The sequence below is a fragment of the Hymenobacter daeguensis genome, from assembly GCF_054780555.1.
Map to the genome: position 1 here is coordinate 132678 of NZ_BAAGWC010000001.1, position 18158 is coordinate 150835.

The 18158-nt window shown below is 62.8% G+C and carries 14 protein-coding genes and 1 tRNA gene; 8 read left to right on the plus strand and 7 right to left on the minus strand.

Features of this window, described 5'->3' with window-relative positions:
* Nucleotides 1-118 precede the first annotated feature (118 nt).
* Together ACYVHT_RS00570 and ACYVHT_RS00575 are read left to right on the plus strand one after the other, a co-directional pair.
* Complete coding sequence (locus tag ACYVHT_RS00570; protein ID WP_460546862.1) at nucleotides 119-3808, plus strand: alpha-amylase domain-containing protein; 3690 nt, start codon at nucleotides 119-121, stop codon at nucleotides 3806-3808.
* 100 nt (nucleotides 3809-3908) lie between these two features.
* Entirely contained in the window at nucleotides 3909-4196 is a 288-nt protein-coding gene (locus tag ACYVHT_RS00575) for a putative quinol monooxygenase (RefSeq protein ID WP_460546864.1), read from the plus strand.
* Nucleotides 4197-4331: 135 nt separating this feature from the next.
* Here the strand turns inward: ACYVHT_RS00575 and ACYVHT_RS00580 are convergent, their stop codons facing one another.
* From ACYVHT_RS00580 to ACYVHT_RS00590, 3 genes are all read right to left on the minus strand, one after another.
* The gene (locus ACYVHT_RS00580; RefSeq protein ID WP_460546866.1) at nucleotides 4332-5825 is read right to left on the minus strand and encodes an outer membrane factor lipoprotein domain-containing protein; all 1494 of its coding nucleotides are present in this window, start codon (nucleotides 5823-5825) and stop codon (nucleotides 4332-4334) included.
* 19 nt (nucleotides 5826-5844) lie between these two features.
* Nucleotides 5845-9126: an efflux RND transporter permease subunit gene (locus ACYVHT_RS00585; protein WP_460546868.1), complete on the minus strand. Its 3282-nt coding sequence runs from the start codon at nucleotides 9124-9126 to the stop codon at nucleotides 5845-5847.
* Between the two features lie 122 nt (nucleotides 9127-9248).
* Nucleotides 9249-10505, minus strand: a complete 1257-nt coding sequence (locus ACYVHT_RS00590) for an efflux RND transporter periplasmic adaptor subunit (RefSeq protein WP_460546870.1) — start codon at nucleotides 10503-10505, stop codon at nucleotides 9249-9251.
* 168 nt (nucleotides 10506-10673) lie between these two features.
* Here ACYVHT_RS00590 and ACYVHT_RS00595 point away from each other — a divergent pair, with 168 nt between their 5' ends.
* The 4 genes from ACYVHT_RS00595 (at nucleotide 10674) to ACYVHT_RS00610 (ending at nucleotide 13369) form a co-directional block, all read left to right on the plus strand.
* Complete coding sequence (locus ACYVHT_RS00595; RefSeq protein WP_460546872.1) at nucleotides 10674-11219, plus strand: iron-sulfur cluster co-chaperone HscB C-terminal domain-containing protein; 546 nt, start codon at nucleotides 10674-10676, stop codon at nucleotides 11217-11219.
* Between the two features lie 38 nt (nucleotides 11220-11257).
* A tRNA-Leu gene (locus ACYVHT_RS00600) sits at nucleotides 11258-11339 on the plus strand.
* A gap of 297 nt (nucleotides 11340-11636) precedes the next feature.
* Nucleotides 11637-11777 (plus strand): hypothetical protein, encoded by a 141-nt coding sequence (locus ACYVHT_RS00605; protein WP_460546874.1) that lies wholly within the window; start codon nucleotides 11637-11639, stop codon nucleotides 11775-11777.
* A gap of 536 nt (nucleotides 11778-12313) precedes the next feature.
* Nucleotides 12314-13369 (plus strand): PAS domain-containing sensor histidine kinase, encoded by a 1056-nt coding sequence (locus ACYVHT_RS00610; protein ID WP_460546876.1) that lies wholly within the window; start codon nucleotides 12314-12316, stop codon nucleotides 13367-13369.
* A gap of 185 nt (nucleotides 13370-13554) precedes the next feature.
* On the opposite strand, the gene ACYVHT_RS00615 is transcribed toward ACYVHT_RS00610, so the two are convergent.
* Complete coding sequence (locus ACYVHT_RS00615; RefSeq protein WP_460546878.1) at nucleotides 13555-13758, minus strand: hypothetical protein; 204 nt, start codon at nucleotides 13756-13758, stop codon at nucleotides 13555-13557.
* Nucleotides 13759-13877: 119 nt separating this feature from the next.
* Nucleotides 13878-14267, minus strand: coding sequence for a DoxX family protein (locus ACYVHT_RS00620; protein ID WP_460546880.1), 390 nt, complete (start codon nucleotides 14265-14267; stop codon nucleotides 13878-13880).
* A 223-nt stretch (nucleotides 14268-14490) separates the two neighbouring features.
* On the opposite strand from ACYVHT_RS00620, the gene ACYVHT_RS00625 reads away from it, so the two are divergent.
* Nucleotides 14491-14829, plus strand: coding sequence for a winged helix-turn-helix transcriptional regulator (locus ACYVHT_RS00625; protein WP_460546882.1), 339 nt, complete (start codon nucleotides 14491-14493; stop codon nucleotides 14827-14829).
* Nucleotides 14830-14849: 20 nt separating this feature from the next.
* Here ACYVHT_RS00625 and ACYVHT_RS00630 read toward each other — a convergent pair whose 3' ends face one another.
* Both ACYVHT_RS00630 and ACYVHT_RS00635 read right to left on the minus strand, forming a co-directional pair.
* A complete protein-coding gene (locus ACYVHT_RS00630) occupies nucleotides 14850-15668 on the minus strand; it encodes an SDR family NAD(P)-dependent oxidoreductase (RefSeq protein WP_460546884.1) in 819 nt (272 codons plus the stop codon).
* A gap of 114 nt (nucleotides 15669-15782) precedes the next feature.
* The gene (locus ACYVHT_RS00635) at nucleotides 15783-16103 is read right to left on the minus strand and encodes a hypothetical protein (RefSeq protein ID WP_460546885.1); all 321 of its coding nucleotides are present in this window, start codon (nucleotides 16101-16103) and stop codon (nucleotides 15783-15785) included.
* Nucleotides 16104-16509: 406 nt separating this feature from the next.
* On the opposite strand from ACYVHT_RS00635, the gene gndA reads away from it, so the two are divergent.
* Complete coding sequence (gndA, locus tag ACYVHT_RS00640; RefSeq protein WP_460546887.1) at nucleotides 16510-18009, plus strand: NADP(+)-dependent, decarboxylating phosphogluconate dehydrogenase; 1500 nt, start codon at nucleotides 16510-16512, stop codon at nucleotides 18007-18009.
* Nucleotides 18010-18158 lie beyond the last annotated feature (149 nt).

Genomic DNA, 18158 nt, shown 5'->3' on the forward strand with positions numbered 1-18158 from the left:
TTTATGCTTGCGCAAACCTTAGCGCACTCATAAATAGCCATTTCCATGTGTGTAGTCCCGCGTTTTTAAATAATTTTGTCATCCTGCTCCCACCCAACCTCCCGACTACTTCAGAGAGATGAGAAAACGCTACGCCTTCCTGGCGCTGCTCCTGCTGTTGCAGCTGAGCCACTTTGCCGCGCACGCCCAAACCACCGTTAAGAAAGTCGTGCTCCAGGCTTTCTGGTGGGACTATTACAACGGCAACTACCGCTTTAAGTGGGCCGATTACCTGACGGAGCTGGCCCCGCGCCTCAAGAGCATGGGCGTGGACGCGGTCTGGATTCCGCCCACGCCCAAGAACAAGAACGCCACCAACGACGTGGGCTACTCGCCCTTCGACCCCTACGACCTCGGCGACAAGTACCAGAAGGGCGACGTGCGCACCCGCTTCGGCTCGAAGGACGAGTTTCTGCGCATGGTGGCCGTGCTGCACGCCAACGGCATTGAGGTGATTCAGGACGTGGTGCTGAACCATACAGACGGGGCCGGCACCACCACCGGCGACGGCGGCCAGGACCCCGAGCCCAACTTCTCGATGGCCAGCAACAGCGGCTACAAAACCTTCCGCTACAGCTCGTTCGGCACGCCCATTCCCGAGGCGGGCGACAACGGCGCGGCCTACGCCGCCCGCCAGGGCCGCTGGCCCAAGAACTACGCCAACTTCCACCCGCAGCTGGGCCACAACACGACCAGCGGCGACCAGGCGGCCCCTTATTTCGGCCCCGATTTCTGCTACGGCAACGATGGCGGCAACGACGGCTACAGCCAGCTCAGCCCCAATTACCTGGCCCTGTACCCCGGCGCATTCAACCCCGTGCAAACGCAGGGCTACAGCCAGAACCAGGCCCGCAGCTGGATAGTGTGGCTGAAGAAGCAGACCGGCGTGGACGGCTTCCGCTGGGACGCGGTGAAGCACTTCAGCTACAACACCCAGCAGGACCTCAGCTACAACCTGAAGTACCTGGCCGGCGGGGCCAGCGGCGGCGAAAGCATGTTCAACGTGGGCGAGTACGTGGGCGGCAAGACCGACCTCGACAACTACGTGACCAGCGTGAAGGGCCAGAACGGCGGCCAGGATTTCCTGATGGGAACCTTCGATTTTGGGCTGCGCGGGGCTATTTACGGCATGGTGACCGGCAATGGCGGCTACGACCTGGGCCAGATTCCGGGCCAGCAGCAGGACCAGCGCGTGGCTTACTACGCCGGCTCGAATACCTACGTGCACCGCACCGCGCCCTTCGTGAACAACCACGACACCTTCCGGCCCCAGCTCGATGCCAACGGCAACTACACCGGCTGGAACACCGGCGACGAGCTGGCCGCCCACATCGACCCGTTCGATGCGCGCCTCTCGGCGGCCTACGCCATTGCTTTCGCCGTAGATGGCAACCCCCACATCTACTTCGAGGACCTGTTCAACATCGGCGGCACCGGCAAGCGCTGGACGCACCTGCCCACCTCCACCACCGACCTGCCCGTGCGCGACGACCTGGTGAACCTGCTCTGGTGCCACCAGCACCTCGGCTTCAAGGACGGCGCCTACAAAGTGCCCTACACCTCCGGCGACCACCTCGTGATTGAGCGCAGCACCAAGGCGCTCATCGGCATCAACGACAACTATAACAACTGGCAGAGCAACGACGTGCGCACCGATTTCGCGGTGGGCACGCAGCTCAAGGACTACTCCGGGGCCAACGGCACGGCCGTGCACACCGTGTATCGGGGCGGCGACGGCAATGCCTACGTGAACGTGAACACGCCCCCCTGCAACGGCAGCGCGCTGCTGGGCCGCCGGGGCTACTCGGTGTGGGCCCCGGTGGGCCAGGACAATTCGACCTACACCACCGCCCGCGCCGCCGAAACCACCCAGGAATGGGAAATGGCCGACGACCTCGGCGACCTGAACTGCGGCGGCCTGGGCCAGGGCGGCGCCCTGCCCAGCAACTCGACAAACACCCGGCTGGTGGGCAAAATCTTTGTGCAGTCGGGCCAGCCGGTGGCCTATAACCTGTTTCCCGAAGCCACTGGCAACACCCGCAGCCTCACCATTGGGGTGTATGACCTGGGCGGCACCCTGCTGAGCAGCGCCAGCGGCATGGCAGCCGCCACGGGCACCTACACGCCCAGCACCACCGGCTGGCTGGCGCTGAAAGTGCGCAACACCAATGCCACCGATGCCGGCCAGCGCTGCTACGTGAAGGTGAGCTACACCGCCCCCGCCGCCGTGAACACCCTCACCGCGCCCACGCCGGCCAACCAGGTGGCCATCTGGACCGGCAACGACGCCTCGGCCGATGCCGCCGACTGCCGCAACTGGGAAGCCGGCGTGACGCCCACCGCCAGCACCGACGTGCTGATTCCGGCCGGCACCAGCTTCGCTCCCACCCTCGCCACCGGCACCCTGGCCGCCCACAACCTCACCGTGGAAAGCGGCGCAAGCGTGACGCTGTCCGCTGGCACCACCTTCCTGGTGAGCGGTAATGTGGTGGCCGCCGGTAGCCTGCTGGGAACCGGTACCCTGGAGCTGAACGGCAGCGCCGAGCAAACCGTGAGTGCCGGCAACAGCGCCGCGTTGGGGTTGAACAAGCTGACCATCAGCAACCCTGCCAACGTCCGCCTGCTCAGCCCGGTAACGATAAGCGGGTTGCTGAATTTCACGGCCGGCCACTTGCTCATCGACAGCCAAAACCTGTACCTGACCGGCAACGCTACCATCTCCGGCGCCGATGCCAGCCGCTACGTGATAACGCCCGACGTGCCCGCCAGCGGCGGCTTCGTGGTGCGGCCGGTGCCCGGCAATAGCAGCGCGGTGGCCTTCCCGGTGGGCACGGCAGCCTCATACACGCCGCTCACTTTGGCGAATAGCGGCACTAGCACCACGTTCCAGGTGCGCACGTTCAGCGGCTTGCTCACCAATGGCACCAGCGGCGCGCCCTACGCCCGCCAGGCCGAATTCGTGAACCGCACCTGGGAAGTGACCCCGGCGCTGACCACCGGCCCGGTGGTGGACATGAGCGTGCAGTTCAGCGCTACCGACCAGAACACCGGCTTCGTGCCCAGCCAGGCCAGCCTTTACCACAACGACAACGGCACGGGCAACACCTGGGCGGAAATCGGGCGGGCCACCATCACGGGCAGTGGGCCGTTTGTGGCCACTCGCACCGGCGTGAGCACGTTCTCGACGTTTGCCTTTGGCAATGGCACTGCGCCGCTGCCGGTCACGCTCGTGCGGTTTGAGGCGCGGCGGGCCAGCGCCAGCACGGCCCGCATCAGCTGGGCTACGGCGCTGGAAAAGGATAACGCCGGCTTCGACATCGAGAAATCGGCCGACGGCCAGAAGTTCAGCCGCCTGGCAACTGTCGCCCCGAGAGGCGGCAGCCAGGCGGCCAGCTACAGCTTCGATGACGCCGACGCGCCCACGGCGGCCTTCTATCGCCTGCGCCAGCACGACACCGATGGCAGCAGCCATTTCAGCCCCGTGGCCTACGTAGCCGGCGCGGCCAGCCCCTACTACCTGCTGCCCAACCCTAGCCACGGCGAAACGCTTCAGCTCCTCGGCGGCCCTGCTTCTGCCGATGATGCCCCGGTACGCCTCACCCTGAGCACCGTGCTGGGCCGCACGCTGCTGGCCCCCGCGCCTGCCCCCCGCGCTGCCCTCGCCGGGCAGCTGAGCAGCTGCCTGAGCAAGGCCGCGCCGGGCGTGTACATTATCAGCCTGACCGGACCCGACGGGTTGCCCCAGCGCCTGCGCGTAGTGCGCGAATAGCCGCCCCTTGTGCTGCAGATTTTGCCGTCGACGCCATCGGAGCTATCCGCTGATGGCGTCGACGGCATTTTTTACACCCAATGCGCCGCATCTTTGCGCCATGCTAATCCGAATTGTCCGCATGACGTTTGAGCCGGAGAACGTGCCGGCGTTCCTGGCCCTTTTCCGCGCTTCCGAAGACCGGATTCGGCAGCAGCCCGGCTGCCAGTCCATGGAGCTTTGGCAGGACCTTGAGAACCCGGCCATTTACTGCACCCACAGCCGCTGGGATAACGAGGCGGCCCTGAATGCCTACCGCAAGTCTGCGCTGTTTGGCGAGGTATGGCCGGCTACCAAGCGGCTGTTTGCAGCTTCGGCGGTGGCTTTCTCGTCGGTGGTGGTTGAGTGATTTAAAACGAATAACCAAGAACATCATGCTGAGCGCAGCCGAAGCATCTCTACCGCGAGAGTAATCAGTTACTTCCCCAGTAGAGATGCTTCGGCTGCGCTCAGCATGACGTTCTTTGATTACTTGTTATCGCTCCTACCGCCAGCCGCCGCCCAGCGCGTGATACAAATCGGTCGTGGCCTGGAGCTGCTGCAGCCGGTCGTTGATGCTGTTGAGCTGGGCGGCGAGCAGGCTTTGCTGCGAAGTGAGCACATCGGTATAGTTGGCCGAGCTGTATTTCAGCAGCTCCTGGGTGAAATCGACGGCGCGCTGCAGCGAGGCCAGCTGATTGGTGCGAATGGCCACTTTCTCGCCGGCCGTCTGGTAGGCAAAAAGCGCGTTGGAAACCTCCTGGCCCGCATTCAGCAGCGTTTGCTGGTAGGTGAGGCGGTACTCTTCCTGCAGGCTTTGGGCGGTGCGCAGGCGGGCGCGGTTGGCGCCCTGGCTGAAAATGGGCTGCACCAGCCCGCCCACCAGCGTGCCGAAAACGGCGCTGGGCGAAAACAGGTCCTGAATGGCCGTGTTGGTGAGGCCGCCGTTGGCCGTGATGGTGAACGAAGGATAGAAATAGGCCCGCGCGGCGTTGGTCAGCTCGTAGTAGGAACGGTAGGCCGCCTCGGCCTCCTGCACGTCGGGGCGGTTGCGCAGGAGCTGGCCGGGCACGCCGGTTTGCAGCATCGTCACCTGGGGCTGTGCATCGAGCCGGCTCCGCTCGATGGCGCCCGGCGAGCGGTTGAGCAGAATGCTCAACGCATTTTCCGTCTCGCGGATGTTGCGCTCCAAATCCGGAATCGACACCTGGGCGGCGTAGAGGTTGGCCTCGCTCTGGGCCACGGCCGCGCCGGTCACAATGGCCGCATTTTTCAGCAGCTTCGTGGTTTCCACGTCCTTGATGCGGTTCACCACCGTTTGGCGCGTGATTTCGAGCTGCGCGTCGTAGGCCAGCAGCTGGTAGTAGTTGTTGGCGATGTCGGCCAGCAGCTGGGTTTGCACGGCGCGGCGGTAGGCTTCGCTTTGCAGCAGCGCGGCCACGTAGCTGCGCTTGGTGCTGCGCAGCTTCCCCCAGATGTCGGCCTCCCAGCTGCTGCTGAGCGTGAGCAGGTACTGCTGGCTGTAGCGGCTCGTCACCACGGAGCTGGGGTCGGTGGTCGTGCCGGTGCCGGTGCCGGTTCCCGTTCCGGTCCCGGTACCCGTTCCGCTGGTGCCGGTGCCGGTCACGGTACCCACGCCGGTGTTGCTGTTCGAAACGCGCGCTTCGGTAGCGCGGGCCTGGGCCGAGAGGCTGGGCAGGAACGCGGCCCGGCTCTGGGCCAGGTTGGCCTCGGCCCGCCGAATGCGGGTGACGGCGATGCGCAAATCCAGGTTCTGGTTCAGGCCTTCTTCGAGCAGCTTTTGCAGCTGGGTATCGGCAAAAACGGTGCGCCAGGGCAGCAGGGCAATACTGGTCGTATCGGTGGTGCTCACCCCGCGGTAGAGGTTAGGCGCAGCGGCCTCGGGCTTATCGTAGGGATGCAGCACGGCGCAGGAAGCCAGCAGCGGCAGCAGCAGCCACAGCTTTCGTATCGGCAAATGTTTTAGCTTGAATAGCATGATGGTAGCTTCTTAAATATTATCCTGCTACTGCTACGGGCGCATCTTTCGGAGCATTTTCTTCCGGTTTCGCACCCGCCGGGTCTTCCTCTTCCTCGCGTTTTATCTGCTCCTGTTTGTCCTTGGGCGAGCCGCTGATGCGCTCCTGCAAGCCCTCAAAAATCATGTAGAGCACCGGAATCACGAATACGCCCAGCAGCGTCCCAAACAGCATCCCGCCGATGGCCCCGGCCCCGATGGAGCGGTTGCCGTTGGCGCCCGCGCCGCTGGCAAACAGCAGCGGCATCAGCCCGAAAATGAAGGCAAACGACGTCATCAGAATAGGCCGCAGGCGGGCTTTGGCGCCTTCCAGCGCGGCGTCCACAATTTCCAGGCCTTTGAGCCGGCGCTCGGCGGCAAACTCCACGATGAGGATGGCGTTTTTGGAAAGCAGGCCGATGAGCATAATCACCGAAATCTGGAGGTAGATGTTGTTGTCGATGCCGAACAGCTTGGCGAAAACGTACACGCCGGTGAGGCCGACGGGCAGCGACAGCAGCACCGCAAACGGCAGCAAGTAGCTCTCGTACTGCGCACTAAGCAACAGGTACACAAATACCAGACAGAGCGCAAACACATAGATGGCCTGCGTGCCACTGTTCTTCTCCTCCCGGCTCAGGCCCGAAAATTCATAGCTGTAGCCCGGCGGCAGGTGCTGCGAGGCCGTTTCCTCGATGGCCGTGAGGGCCTGGCCGGTGCTGTAGCCCTGGTTGGGCGAGCCCTGGATGGACATGGAGCTGTAGAGGTTGAAGCGGGCCATGCTTTCGGGGCCGTACACGCGGGTCAGGTTCACGAATTCGGTGATGGGCGCCATCACGTTGGAGCCGGTGCGGACCTGCACCTTATTCAGCCCGGCGATGCTGGCCCGATAGTTCGTATCGGCCTGAATAATAACCCGGTACTGCTTGCCAAACTCATTGAAGTTGGACGCATACAGGCTGCCGTAGTAGCCCTGCATCACGGCCAGCACGCTGCTCACGGGCACGCCGGCCTCGGCGCACTTCACGGCGTTCACCGTCATCAGGTACTGCGGAAATGTGGGGTTGAACGAGGTGGTGGCGTATTGGATTTCGGGCCGTTTTTGCAGCTCGGCCAGGAAGCTCTGGGCCACTTTGTAGAACTCGTCGGTGCTGTGCGCGCCGCGGTCCTGCAGCTGAAACTCGAAGCCGCCGTTCAGGCCAAAGCCCGAGATGGTGGGCAGCGAGGTAAACACCAGCTTGGCGTCGCGGATGTTGGCCGTCTTCTTTTTCATCAGCTTGATGACGTCCTCGTTGGTCACGCCCTTGCGGTCGTCCCAGTTTTTGAGGGCAATGATTTCCTGCGCGTAGGAGCTGCCCTGGCCCGCCAGCGAGTTCTGTCCCACCGTGCGCAAGGCATTGGCCACCTGCGGAATACTACGCGCCAGGCTATCCACTTCGTCGGCAATTTCGGCGCTGCGCTCCAGCGAGGCCGCCGGCGGCAGGGTGATGTTCACGAAGATGGTGCCCATGTCTTCGCTCGGCACAAAGCTCGACGGCGTGGTTTTCATCAGCCAAAACAGGCTGCCGCCAAACAGGCCCACGGCCAGTAGCGCCACCCATTTCCGCGCCGTCAGAAATCCGATGACGGCCGTGTATTTGGCCACCAGCGCATCGTAGCCCGCATTAAATGCCACGCTAAACCGCTGCATGAAGGACAGCTTTTTGCCTTCTTTATCTGCCGGTTCTTTCTGCGCTTCTCCCGCTTTGTGCTCGGCCGGCTCACCTTCCGTAGCGCCTTTCTGGTGCAGCGGCGGCTTGAGAAACAGGGCCGCCAACGCCGGGCACAGCGTGAGGGCATTGATAGCCGAAATCAGAATAGCCACCGCCAGCGTAATTCCAAATTGCTTGTAAAACACCCCGGTAGAGCCGCTGATAAACGTGACGGGCAGGAACACCGCCGCCATTACCAGCGTGATGCTGACAATGGCACCGCTGATTTCGCCCATTGCGTCAATAGCAGCGCGGCGTGGCGATTTGTAGCCGCTTTCCAGCTTGGCGTGCACGGCCTCCACCACCACAATGGCGTCATCGACCACGATGCCAATGGCCAGCACCAAGGCAAAGAGCGTGAGCAGGTTGATGCTGAAATTGAAGACGTAAAGGAAGAAGAACGTACCCAGAATGGACACCGGCACCGACACGCCGTGGATGATAGTAGACCGGAAATCCTGCAGGAAAATGAATATGACCAGAAACACCAGCGCGAAGCATTCCAGCAGCGTATGAATCACCTTATCAATGCTGGCATCCAGGAACTTATTGATGTCCACGAGCAGCGTATAGTGCACGCCGGCCGGGAAGTCTTTGGACGCCAGCGCCAGCGCCGCCTTGGCATCTTTGATAACCTGCGAGGCGTTGGAGCCCGCCACCTGGTTCACCGACACGCTGACCGAGGGCTTGCCGTTCACTGTGACGCGGGTGTTGTAGGCCTGCGCGCCCAGTTCGATGCGGGCCACGTCTTTCAGCCGCAGAATCTGGCCCTGGGCCTGGTCGCGCAGGATGATGTTGCCGAAGGCTTCCGGCGACTTCAGCTTGCCGCTGTACTTGATGATATACTGGAACGACTGGTCGCCGTTTTCGCCGAATTTGCCGGGCGCGGCTTCCAGGCTTTGCTGGTTGAGGGCGGTGGTGATGTCGCTGGGTGTCAGGCCGTAGTTGGCCATCACATCGGGCTTTAGCCAGATGCGCATGGAGTAAGTGCGCTGGCCCGAGGCCGTAGCATCGCCCACGCCGTTCACCCGCTTGAGCTGCGGAATGACGTTGATTTCGGCGTAGTTCTGCAGGAAAGTCTGGTCATAGGCCGGGTTGTCGCTGTAGATGGACGCCGTTATCAGGTTGCTGGTCTGACGCTTGCGTACCTGCACACCGGCCTGGGTCACCTCCTGCGGCAGCACGCTGGTGGCGCTGGCCACGCGGTTCTGCACGTTCACGGCGGCCTGGTCGCCGTTGGTGCCCACCTTGAAATACACCTGGATGGTGGCCCCGCCCTCGTTGGTGGCCGTGGACGTCATGTAGGTCATGCCCTCCACGCCGTTGATTTGCTCCTCCAGCGGCACAATCACGCTTTTCTGCACCACGTCGGCGCTGGCCCCGCTGTAGCTGGCCGACACCTGCACCGTGGGCGGCGAAATATCGGGGTACTGCGCAATGGGCAGCGCATACAGCCCCAGCAGCCCGAGCAGCACAATCAGCACGGAAATCACCGTGGAGAGAACCGGCCGCTCAATGAATATTTTCAGCATTTTTATTTGATAATCAGAACGTCATGCTGAGCGGAGTCGAAGCATCTCTACCGCATAGCTAATTCAATCGATTCGGCTGACTACTGCAGTAGAGATGCTTCGACTCCGCTCAGCATGACGTTCTACTTATTTTCATTCCCCGCCTTCGCCAGCGAAGCCGCGTACACACTATCGGCCTTCACCGCCCGGGGAACAATCTGGCCGTTGTCCTTCAGGCCGTTAACGCCTTCGAGCACCACGGTCTGGCCCGCTTTCAGGCCGGCGCGCACCACGAAAAACTGCCCGTCGGGCGTGGGCTGCGTGGTAATAGGCGTGTTGTGCACCTTGTTGCCTGCGCCCACGGTGTAGAGGAATTGCTTGCCCTGCAGCTCATACGTAGCGCTTTGCGGCACCAGCAGCGCGTCCTTCAGCGTGCGGGGCGAGCGCACGGTGCCGCTGCTGCCGTTGCGCAGCAGGCCGTCGGGGTTGACGAACGAGGCCCGGAAGCCGCTGGAGCCGGTTTCAGTATTGATTTGGCCAATAGCGGTTTCAACCCGGCCTTTGTATTTGTAGAGCGTGCCGTCGGCCAGCAGCAGCTGCACGTCGGGAAAACGCGCCAGCTTCTCCTGCAGCGTATTGCCGGGGATGTCGCGGGTGAAATTGAGCAGGTTTTTCTCGTTGAGTGAGAAGTAGGCGTAGACTTTGGCGATGCCCGTCACGGTGGTAAGCGGGTCGGCGGAGGTACTGCTCACCAGGCTGCCAATTTTGTTGGGGATGGTGCCCACCACGCCCTTCACCGGGCTGGTGATGTGCGTGTAGCCCACGTTGGTGCGGGCGTTGGCCAGCGTGGCCTGCGCCTGGGCCAGCGCGGCCTCCTTGCTTTGCAGGGTGTACTGCGCCTCCTTCAGCGCATAGGGGCTGATAATGTCTTTCTCGACCAGCGGGCGCAGCTTTTCGACGCCCATGCGGGCCGTGTTCACATCGGCCACGGCAGTTTTGATGCCGGCCTCGGCCGTGCGCACGGCCTCCTCGTACTGCGGCGCCCGGATGTGAAACAGCGGCTGGCCTTTCTGCACCGAGGCGCCTTCGTCGACATAAATGGCTTCGACAAAGCCATCGACTTTGGGGCGAATTTCCACGTTCTGCTGGCCCTGAATGGTGGCCGGGAAGTCGTTGTAGAGCACGGCGGTGCGGGGCTGCACCTTCACCACGGCGTAGGGCAAGACCTTGGGCGGACCGCTGTCCTTGCCGTCTTTGCCTTTGCCGCCCCCATTTGCTCCGCCGCCCGCGGCTCCGTCGGCATCGTCTTTTTTGCCGCAGGCCACGGCCAGCACCAGCAGCGGCAAAAGACTAGCCGCCCGCAACCTCAATTGAATGAAGGATAATTTGGAAAGAGCCATAAAAAAGAAATATTTCGCTCTTAACGCAAAAGCCAGGACGGCGGCTGCGCCCACCCTGCCATTCTAGCCGAGTCCCGATTTTCTGCCGCCGAACCGGGCAAAACCATCGGGCGGTTTTGACGGTACTGCTTGCAATTCGCGGGCCCTGCGCTCGCCTACCTTTGCCCCATGCCCGATACGCCCGACTACTTTGCCTTCTACGGCCTGCCCGAATCCTTCCGCCTCGACGAAGCCGCTCTCAAGCGCCGCTACTACGCCAGGAGCCGCGAAACCCACCCCGATTTCCACGCCACGTCCTCGTCCGAAAACCAGGCCGAGATGCTGCGCCAGGCCACCCTCAACACCGACGCTTACCGCACGCTCTCCGACCCCGACCAGCGCATGGCCTACCTCCTGCGCCGGCACGGCTTGCTCGAAGAAGGCAAGCAGGAGCAGCTCCCGCCCGATTTCCTGATGGACATGATGGACCTCAACGAGCAGCTGATGGAACTGGAAATGGAGCCTGACGCCGCCGCCCACGCGGCAGTGGCCGCCGAAGTAGCTGCCTTGGCAGCAACGCTCGACGCTGGCACCGAACCTGTTCTCGCTGGCTATGAGCAACTCCCCCCTGACCACCGCCCGGCCGCGCTTCAGCAAATCCGCACCTATTACCTAAAAAAGCGGTATCTGTTGCGCATCCAGCAGCAGCTAGCTACCTTTGCAGCCCGCTCCTGATACCGGCAGAGCGGATTTGTTCTGACAAAGCTCATCCTGCCCGGATGGCGGAACCGGTAGACGCGTTGGTCTCAAACACCAATACCGCAAGGTGTGCCGGTTCGACTCCGGCTCCGGGTACTTTTTACGGTTTTTCTAACTGAAAAACCGCTTTAATCAGCCGAAAACCGGCCCTACTCATCGCTGAGCAGGGCCGGTTTTCGGCTTTCTGCATGTGGGCATTTAGCAACCGTTTAGCAAATGAATTTCTCTGCTAAAATCAAACTCCGCAAGCCCGTTCGGGCCGATGGCACCTGCGCGGTGCTGCTTTAGGTCATCATCGGTAAGACGATATGGCCTCTTAATCTGAAAATTGGCTGGCCGCCGCAGCTCTTCGACGAGGAGCTGGGCCGCTGCCTGACCAGCCTCCCCCCGGCCTTGCGCGGCCCGGACTACAAGGCGGCGCTGGAGCAGGCCACGGCCGCGGCCGGCAGCACGCTGCCCCTGCTGGCCAAGCAGACGCAGGCCTGCAACCTGCTCACCGGGCAGGCGCTGGCCAAGGCAACGAGGTATTCGTGAACCGGCTGGCGGCGGAGCCAACTGATACTCTCGCTGGTGCGCTTCAGGCAGGATTGCAGGGACGCTCAGGAGCAAGTGAATCCGTCCGGTTTCTCTCAACTACGCCGACCAGTACCCGAACCGGGCACTCACGTCCACCGGCCGGCAGGACACATCACAATCACCCTCTCGAAGAAGTGAGTGCACGCCGACAACGACAGGAAGCGGGATGCCTTCCGGGGCTGGACGAGCAGGCCGAAGCCTGATGAACTTACCTTGCCCGACTAATGGATGTTGCACCTGCAAAACGATGCTGCTTACGGCCGCTGGTAGCTCTGGGCTTCACCGACCAACGGCAGCGGCTCTCCTGCTCCCTAAAGCCCTCCGGGTCAGTTAGCCGGGAGGCGCTTTCGGGAGCAAAAAAGGTGCATTTTTTCGGAAGTGGCGCATAGAACGTACGGCATTTTACGTAGGCAGGCATTGAGGATTAGCCGCTACCCAATCTGTGGAAGGCTTGGGTGATGCAGTTTATCACCATTCTTGCTCTGCTGACACACATGGAAAAGGACCCGTTTACTCAACCTGCGACCACAGCAACCCTGTTTAACTCCGAAGAGGAGTTTCGCCTGTTCCTGGCCGCCAGCTTTGACATCGTGTACAAGATGAGCGCCGACTGGCGCTACATGTACCGCCTGGTTGGCAAAAGCTTCCTGGCCGACACCCTGGCCCCCACCGAAACGTGGCTGACGACCTACATCCCATCCTCGCAGCAGCGGCAGGTGCTGGCCTGGGTTGCGCAGGCCATCCAGGGCCAGCGCACGTTTGAGCACGAGCATCAGGTATTTCAGGCCGATGGCTCAGTGGGCTGGGTGCGTTCGCGGGCCGTGCCCGTGCGCAACGCCCAGGGCGAGATTAGCGAGTGGCTAGGCACGGCCACCAACATTACGCCGCGTAAACTGGCCGAGCATACCTTATTCGGCGCCGTGCAGCAGGCCGAGGAAGCCGAGCGCAAGCGCATTGCCGAGAGCCTGCACAACGGGCTGGGCCAGATGCTCTACGCCGTCAAGCTGCGGCTGGAAAAATCGCGGTTTTTGCTCCCTGCTCCCAACGCGGAGGTCGATGCCCTGCGGCAGGAAACCGATGAGCTCCTGGCCGATGCCATCCGCCAGGTACGGGCACTCTCGCACGAGCTGGTGCCAATGGTGCTGGAAGAGTTTGGGCTGGCCAATGCCATTCAGGACCTGTGCCAGAAGATGAGCGGCGCGACATTGCGCGTGAGCTGCCGGGTAGAGCTCGACAAAGTGCTGCCACTCCTGCCGGGCGCGCTCGAACTGGCCCTCTACCGCATGGCCCAGGAGCTGATACAGAACGTCGTCAAACACGCTACCGGCGCGACCCTCGCCCGCCTGGAGGTGGAAAATGTGCCGGGCTTCGTACTGCTCCGGGTGGAAGACAACGGGCCGGGCTTTGCCGCCGATGCGTCCGTAGGCGCTGGCCTGGGCCTGCGCAACATCCGTGACCGGGTGACCCTGCTCGGCGGCGTTATCGACATCGGCAATGGCTTGCATTCGGGGGCTTACGTGCGCCTCCGCCTTCCGGTAGCCATAGGCTAAGTACCGCTAGTGCAGCGTTTGGTGCAGCGCCCACATCCTTCCTCATGCCTGAGCGCTACTCAGCCCGCCAGGGCCGCGAAGGTGCCGGCATCGGGCCTGAACGAAGAAGATGCGCAGGGCAGGGCGCCCCCGCGATGGGGCCTTTCCGTGCAGCATGATTCTCTGTTCAATTGCGGAGCCTGTCCTTACGCTTTCTCCCACCTTGCTGCGAACTCCTGCTTGCTGCAATGCATCCACAGGCGGGAAACGGGGTTGATGATGACGATTTCGGCCGGGCGCTCATCGTCGGCGGCGGTCAGGCCCAGCTCGAGCTCGTATTCCTGGCCGTTGCGGAAACCGGCATAGCCGTCCATGCCGCGAAACGTGTACTTCTTTTTCTGAAACTCCATCCGGCAAAGGTAGGCCCACGGCGTAAGGCCGTGCCAGTGGCCATTGGCCGTTTATGGGCCTGGCAAGCGCCACCGACGCAGTGTTCTGCACCATAACCCCGGCTGCAGTGGCAGCCATCTTAGCGGGCCGTGGACGCGGCGCGTTTTCCCAGCAGGCGTTCCAGGAGCTCGGGAAAACGGATGACGGCCGCAATCCACACCAGGGCTTCGATGCCCATTGGGAACAAAATTCCCTGCTGATGCTGCAAATGCGTGGCAATGGCGCCACCCAGGTAAGACGACAGCAACAGCGTGCCCAATACGCCGGTGCGCGGAAACAGAAGCAGCAGCACCGAGGCCGCTTCGAGGAGGCCCAGCGTGCGGTAGCTGGCAGGCGTCAGGCCGAACGAGCCGCCCATTTGCAGCGCGTGGGCGCTGCCCGAGATTTTATCGGCGGCGGAGGCAAGCAGCATCAGGCCGAGGAGGCCCGTCAGTATCCAGCCGAGGATATTGCGTGACTTAGTGGTCATGTCGAAGTGGATGATTAAAACATTCTGATTTGGCTGCAGGCCGAATTCTACTCAATCAGGCCCTGGAAAAGGGTAGCAGGGCGCACGGCTGGCAGCAGACTGCGAGGCGCCGGATTGTTCGTAAGTTTGTTACCCGCTATTCAATGGATACCGACTTAGCCGCAGCCCAATCATGCATCCTCAACCTTATTCCTCCCGTGGGTGCCGCGACGCACACCGCGCCGTGCGCGACACCCTAGACGTGGTCAGCGGCAAGTGGAAGCTGGTCATTCTGGCCGTGCTGCTCGAAGAAAAGCAACGGTTTAAGGAGCTGAGCCGCAAAATTGGCATCTCCCCGCGCATCCTGTCCAAGGAATTGCAGGAGCTGGAGCAGAACAAGCTCGTGACGCGCACCGTGTGCGACACCCGGCCGGTGACGGTGGAGTACGCCGCCACCGAGCACGCCCAAACCCTGGGCAACGTCATCCATGCGATGTACGAATGGGGGCACTTGCACCACGCCACCGTCATCGGCCAGCCGCGCACCAAGGCAGCGGAAGCGGCCGTTGCGCTCGAAGCATAGCCGTGCAGGGCTGCGGGGGCTTACCGCACCAGCTCGCCGGCATCGGCGGCCAGCTCGCTGCCGGTCATGATGAGCGAGAGGTCGGAGGCGGCGAAGAAGAAAACGCGGGCCACCTCGTCGGGCGTAGCAATGCGGCGGAGCGGCAGCTGCGCGGCAAACATGGCGGGGGCATCGTCCAGCCCGGTTAGCTGTTGCAAGTCAGCGGCTTGCCGCTCAATGCCTTCGGTGGCCGTCATGGTGGGCGACACGGCCAGCACCCGAATGCCGGCAGGCCCGAACTCGTGGGCCAGGGTTTTGGTCAGGGCTTCGACGCCGCCCTTCGAGGCCACGTAGGCGGCCATACCGCCGGGCGGGGTGTTGCGGGCGCCGGTGGAGTGGGTGTTGAGGATGACGCCACCGGTGCCCTGGGCTTTCATCTGGCGGGCAGCTTCGCGGCTGGCGAAAAACGTCCCGCTCAGGTTGGTGGCAATGACCTGCTGCCACTGCTCGGGCGTCACGCCCAGCGTGTCCTGCAAGGGGTAGATGCCCGCCACGTTGGCCCAGATGTGCAGCGCGCCGTGACGGGCCACCACGTCGGCAATGGCGGCGGCCACGGCCGTGGGGTCGGTCAGGTCAAACGAGGCAAAACGGTGCGTCTGCCCGGCCGCCGTTGGCAATTCGGCGATGGCGCGCCGGCCCACTGCTTCGTTGCGGCCGGCCAGCACCACCGTGGCGCCGGCTTCGGCAAAGCGGCGGGCGGTGGCCAGCCCGATGCCCGAGGTGCCGCCGGTGACAACGGCCGTGCGGCCGGCCAGCGAAATCAGCTCGGTGAGGGATTTGGAAGAAAGGTCGGTAATCATAAAGGCGACGGAGGAAAAGGGAAGGGCTGGAAAGCCCGGTTCCTGGTTGACGCCTCAAAATTATTGCCCCCTTTTCGCCGCTATGTTATGAATTACCAAAAGGATACCGGTTACCTACAGGGTAGCGGGCTGAGCGGGAGCCGGCGTTGCAGAAGCGGCCTCACCGTGCTCCACGGCGGCGTAGCTCTGCCGAAACAGGTGGTCCTGGCAAACGTGCACCCGGCCTTCGGGCTCGGTGATTACCCAGTCGCCGGCAAATAGCGTGAAGCGCCCTTTGGGGGTGATGAGGTAGGCGTGCGGCGGGCTCGGGAGCAGGCCGCCGCTGCCGGGGTGACCGGGGCTTTCATCGGTCACTCCGGCCATTTGCTGGCCCGGAAACCACTGGGCCGCTACTACCGGAGAGGCGTTGGAACGCTGGTGAATAAAAAAAGGCATGGCGGGGAAATAACTACGCTCGAAAACCGGCACCAGAGACTGCCGGCCCATTTTTAACACAAGATTAATGGGCATGAAATGAATGTTTTATGAGGCGGCAACCGGCTTGCGCGTTCATGCATCCTACACCTGCAGTGGCCGACTTTCCGGCCGGCCCGGGCACCTGCGGCGAGCCGGCGTGGGCAGCTGCCCGGCTGGCTTGCTGCGGTATTTCAAGGCGTTGCTGAGGCGCGGGCGGCGGGCGGCGGCGGGCCGGGGCGCAGCAGGCGTTGGCAGTACGCCGGTAAGCGCCGAAGAAAAAACTATCCCGACCTTCCCAAAACTTTCGCCCTGACTCCCGGCTTTTCTGACCGGTTTTTTCACTACTGCCGTACTTACGACTCCAACCCTAACCCCTTACCTCCGCATGAGCGCAACTTCCCCTAGTCATTCTTTTGGCATGATTGGCCTCGGCACCATGGGCCGCAACCTGCTGCTGAACCTGGCCGACCACGGTTTTTCCGTGGCGGGCTACGACAAAGCCCCCGATAAAATTGACCTGCTGGCCAAGGAAGGCGCCGGCAAGCCCGCCGAAGGCTTCAGCAACCTCAACGACTTTCTGGCCAGCATCAAAACGCCGCGCGCCATCATGATGCTGGTGCCCGCCGGCCCCATCGTGGACAGCGTGATTGCCGAGCTGGAGCCGCTGCTGGCCCCCGGCGACATCATCATCGACGGCGGCAACTCGCACTTCACCGATACCGAGCGGCGCGCCAAGGCGGTGGAAGCCGCGGGTTTCCACTTTTTCGGCATGGGCGTGAGCGGCGGCGAGGAAGGCGCCCGCTTCGGGCCCAGCATGATGCCGGGCGGCGACAAGGCCGCTTACGCCGTGATGCAGCCCATGTTTGAGGCCATTGCCGCGCAGGTGGATGGCCAGCCGTGCGTGACGTACATCGGGCCCGGCGCGGCCGGGCACTTCGTGAAGATGGTGCACAACGGCATCGAGTACGGCCTGATGCAGCTCATTGCCGAAACCTACGCCGTGCTGAAAACCGGCCTGGGCCTCGACAATGCCGCCATCGGCCAGGTATTCGCGAAGTGGAACGAGGGCCGGCTGCAGTCCTTCCTGCTCGACATTACGAAGGATATTTTCGGCTTCGTGGCGCCGGGCACCGACCACCTGCTGCTCGACGACATCAAGGACGAGGCCCGGGCCAAGGGCACGGGCAAGTGGACTTCGCAGGTAGCCATGGATTTGGAGGTGCCGCTCTCGACGGTAGACACGGCCGTTTCGATGCGCGACTTGTCCAAATACAAAGCCCTGCGCGAGCAGCTGGCCGGCATCTACGGCCCGGCCGCCGGGCCGCTGCCGGTAGAGCGCGAGGCCTTTCTGGCGCAGCTGGAGCAGGCCTTTTATTTCAGCATGGTGATTACCTACGCCCAGGGCATGCACCTGCTGGCCAAGGCGTCGAAGGATTTTTCCTACAACTTGCAGCTGGCCGAAATTGCCAAAATCTGGCGCGGCGGCTGCATCATCCGCTCGGGCTTCCTGAACGATATCTTCAACGCCTACCAGCAGGCCCCCGACCTGGCCCACCTGCTGCTCGATGGCCAGGTGCAGCACCTGGTGAAAGAGTCGGCGGGTGGGGCCCGCGCCGTGGTGGCCGCCGCCGTCACGGGCGGCCTGGCGGTATCGGCCTACGCCGCGTCGCTGAGCTACTTCGATACGTTCCGCACCGGCCGCATGCCCTCGAACCTGATTCAGGCCCAGCGCGACTACTTCGGGGCGCACACTTATGAGCTGATTGGCAAGGAAGGCGTTTTCCACACGCAGTGGACGCCGGAGCACGAAGATGCGGCCAACAAACAGGACGCGCAGGTGGAGGAAGGCGGCCCCGAGAAGGAGCCGGTGAAGCCGAACAGCTAGGTATCCCACTGTCATCCTGAGCATGTCGCGCCTCAAGCGAGGACGAAGGACCTTATCACCGGGAAACAGTTTGCCGCAAAATCAGCCGTTGCAAACGTGACAAGGTCCTTCGCTGCGCTCAGGATGACAACTGTTTTTTTCATCCCTCC

What these genes read in the sequence shown, in the direction of transcription:
- ACYVHT_RS00585 (WP_460546868.1), bottom strand. Translation starts at nt 9,126, where the DNA reads ATGCTGAAAATATTCATTGAGCGGCCGGTTCTCTCCACGGTGATTTCC.
- ACYVHT_RS00575 (WP_460546864.1), top strand. Translation starts at nt 3,909, where the DNA reads ATGCTAATCCGAATTGTCCGCATGACGTTTGAGCCGGAGAACGTGCCG.
- ACYVHT_RS00570 (WP_460546862.1), top strand. Translation starts at nt 119, where the DNA reads ATGAGAAAACGCTACGCCTTCCTGGCGCTGCTCCTGCTGTTGCAGCTG.
- ACYVHT_RS00635 (WP_460546885.1), bottom strand. Translation starts at nt 16,103, where the DNA reads ATGCCTTTTTTTATTCACCAGCGTTCCAACGCCTCTCCGGTAGTAGCG.
- ACYVHT_RS00610 (WP_460546876.1), top strand. Translation starts at nt 12,314, where the DNA reads ATGGAAAAGGACCCGTTTACTCAACCTGCGACCACAGCAACCCTGTTT.
- ACYVHT_RS00590 (WP_460546870.1), bottom strand. Translation starts at nt 10,505, where the DNA reads ATGGCTCTTTCCAAATTATCCTTCATTCAATTGAGGTTGCGGGCGGCT.
- ACYVHT_RS00615 (WP_460546878.1), bottom strand. Translation starts at nt 13,758, where the DNA reads ATGGAGTTTCAGAAAAAGAAGTACACGTTTCGCGGCATGGACGGCTAT.
- ACYVHT_RS00580 (WP_460546866.1), bottom strand. Translation starts at nt 5,825, where the DNA reads ATGCTATTCAAGCTAAAACATTTGCCGATACGAAAGCTGTGGCTGCTG.
- ACYVHT_RS00630 (WP_460546884.1), bottom strand. Translation starts at nt 15,668, where the DNA reads ATGATTACCGACCTTTCTTCCAAATCCCTCACCGAGCTGATTTCGCTG.
- gndA (WP_460546887.1), top strand. Translation starts at nt 16,510, where the DNA reads ATGAGCGCAACTTCCCCTAGTCATTCTTTTGGCATGATTGGCCTCGGC.
- ACYVHT_RS00595 (WP_460546872.1), top strand. Translation starts at nt 10,674, where the DNA reads ATGCCCGATACGCCCGACTACTTTGCCTTCTACGGCCTGCCCGAATCC.
- ACYVHT_RS00620 (WP_460546880.1), bottom strand. Translation starts at nt 14,267, where the DNA reads ATGACCACTAAGTCACGCAATATCCTCGGCTGGATACTGACGGGCCTC.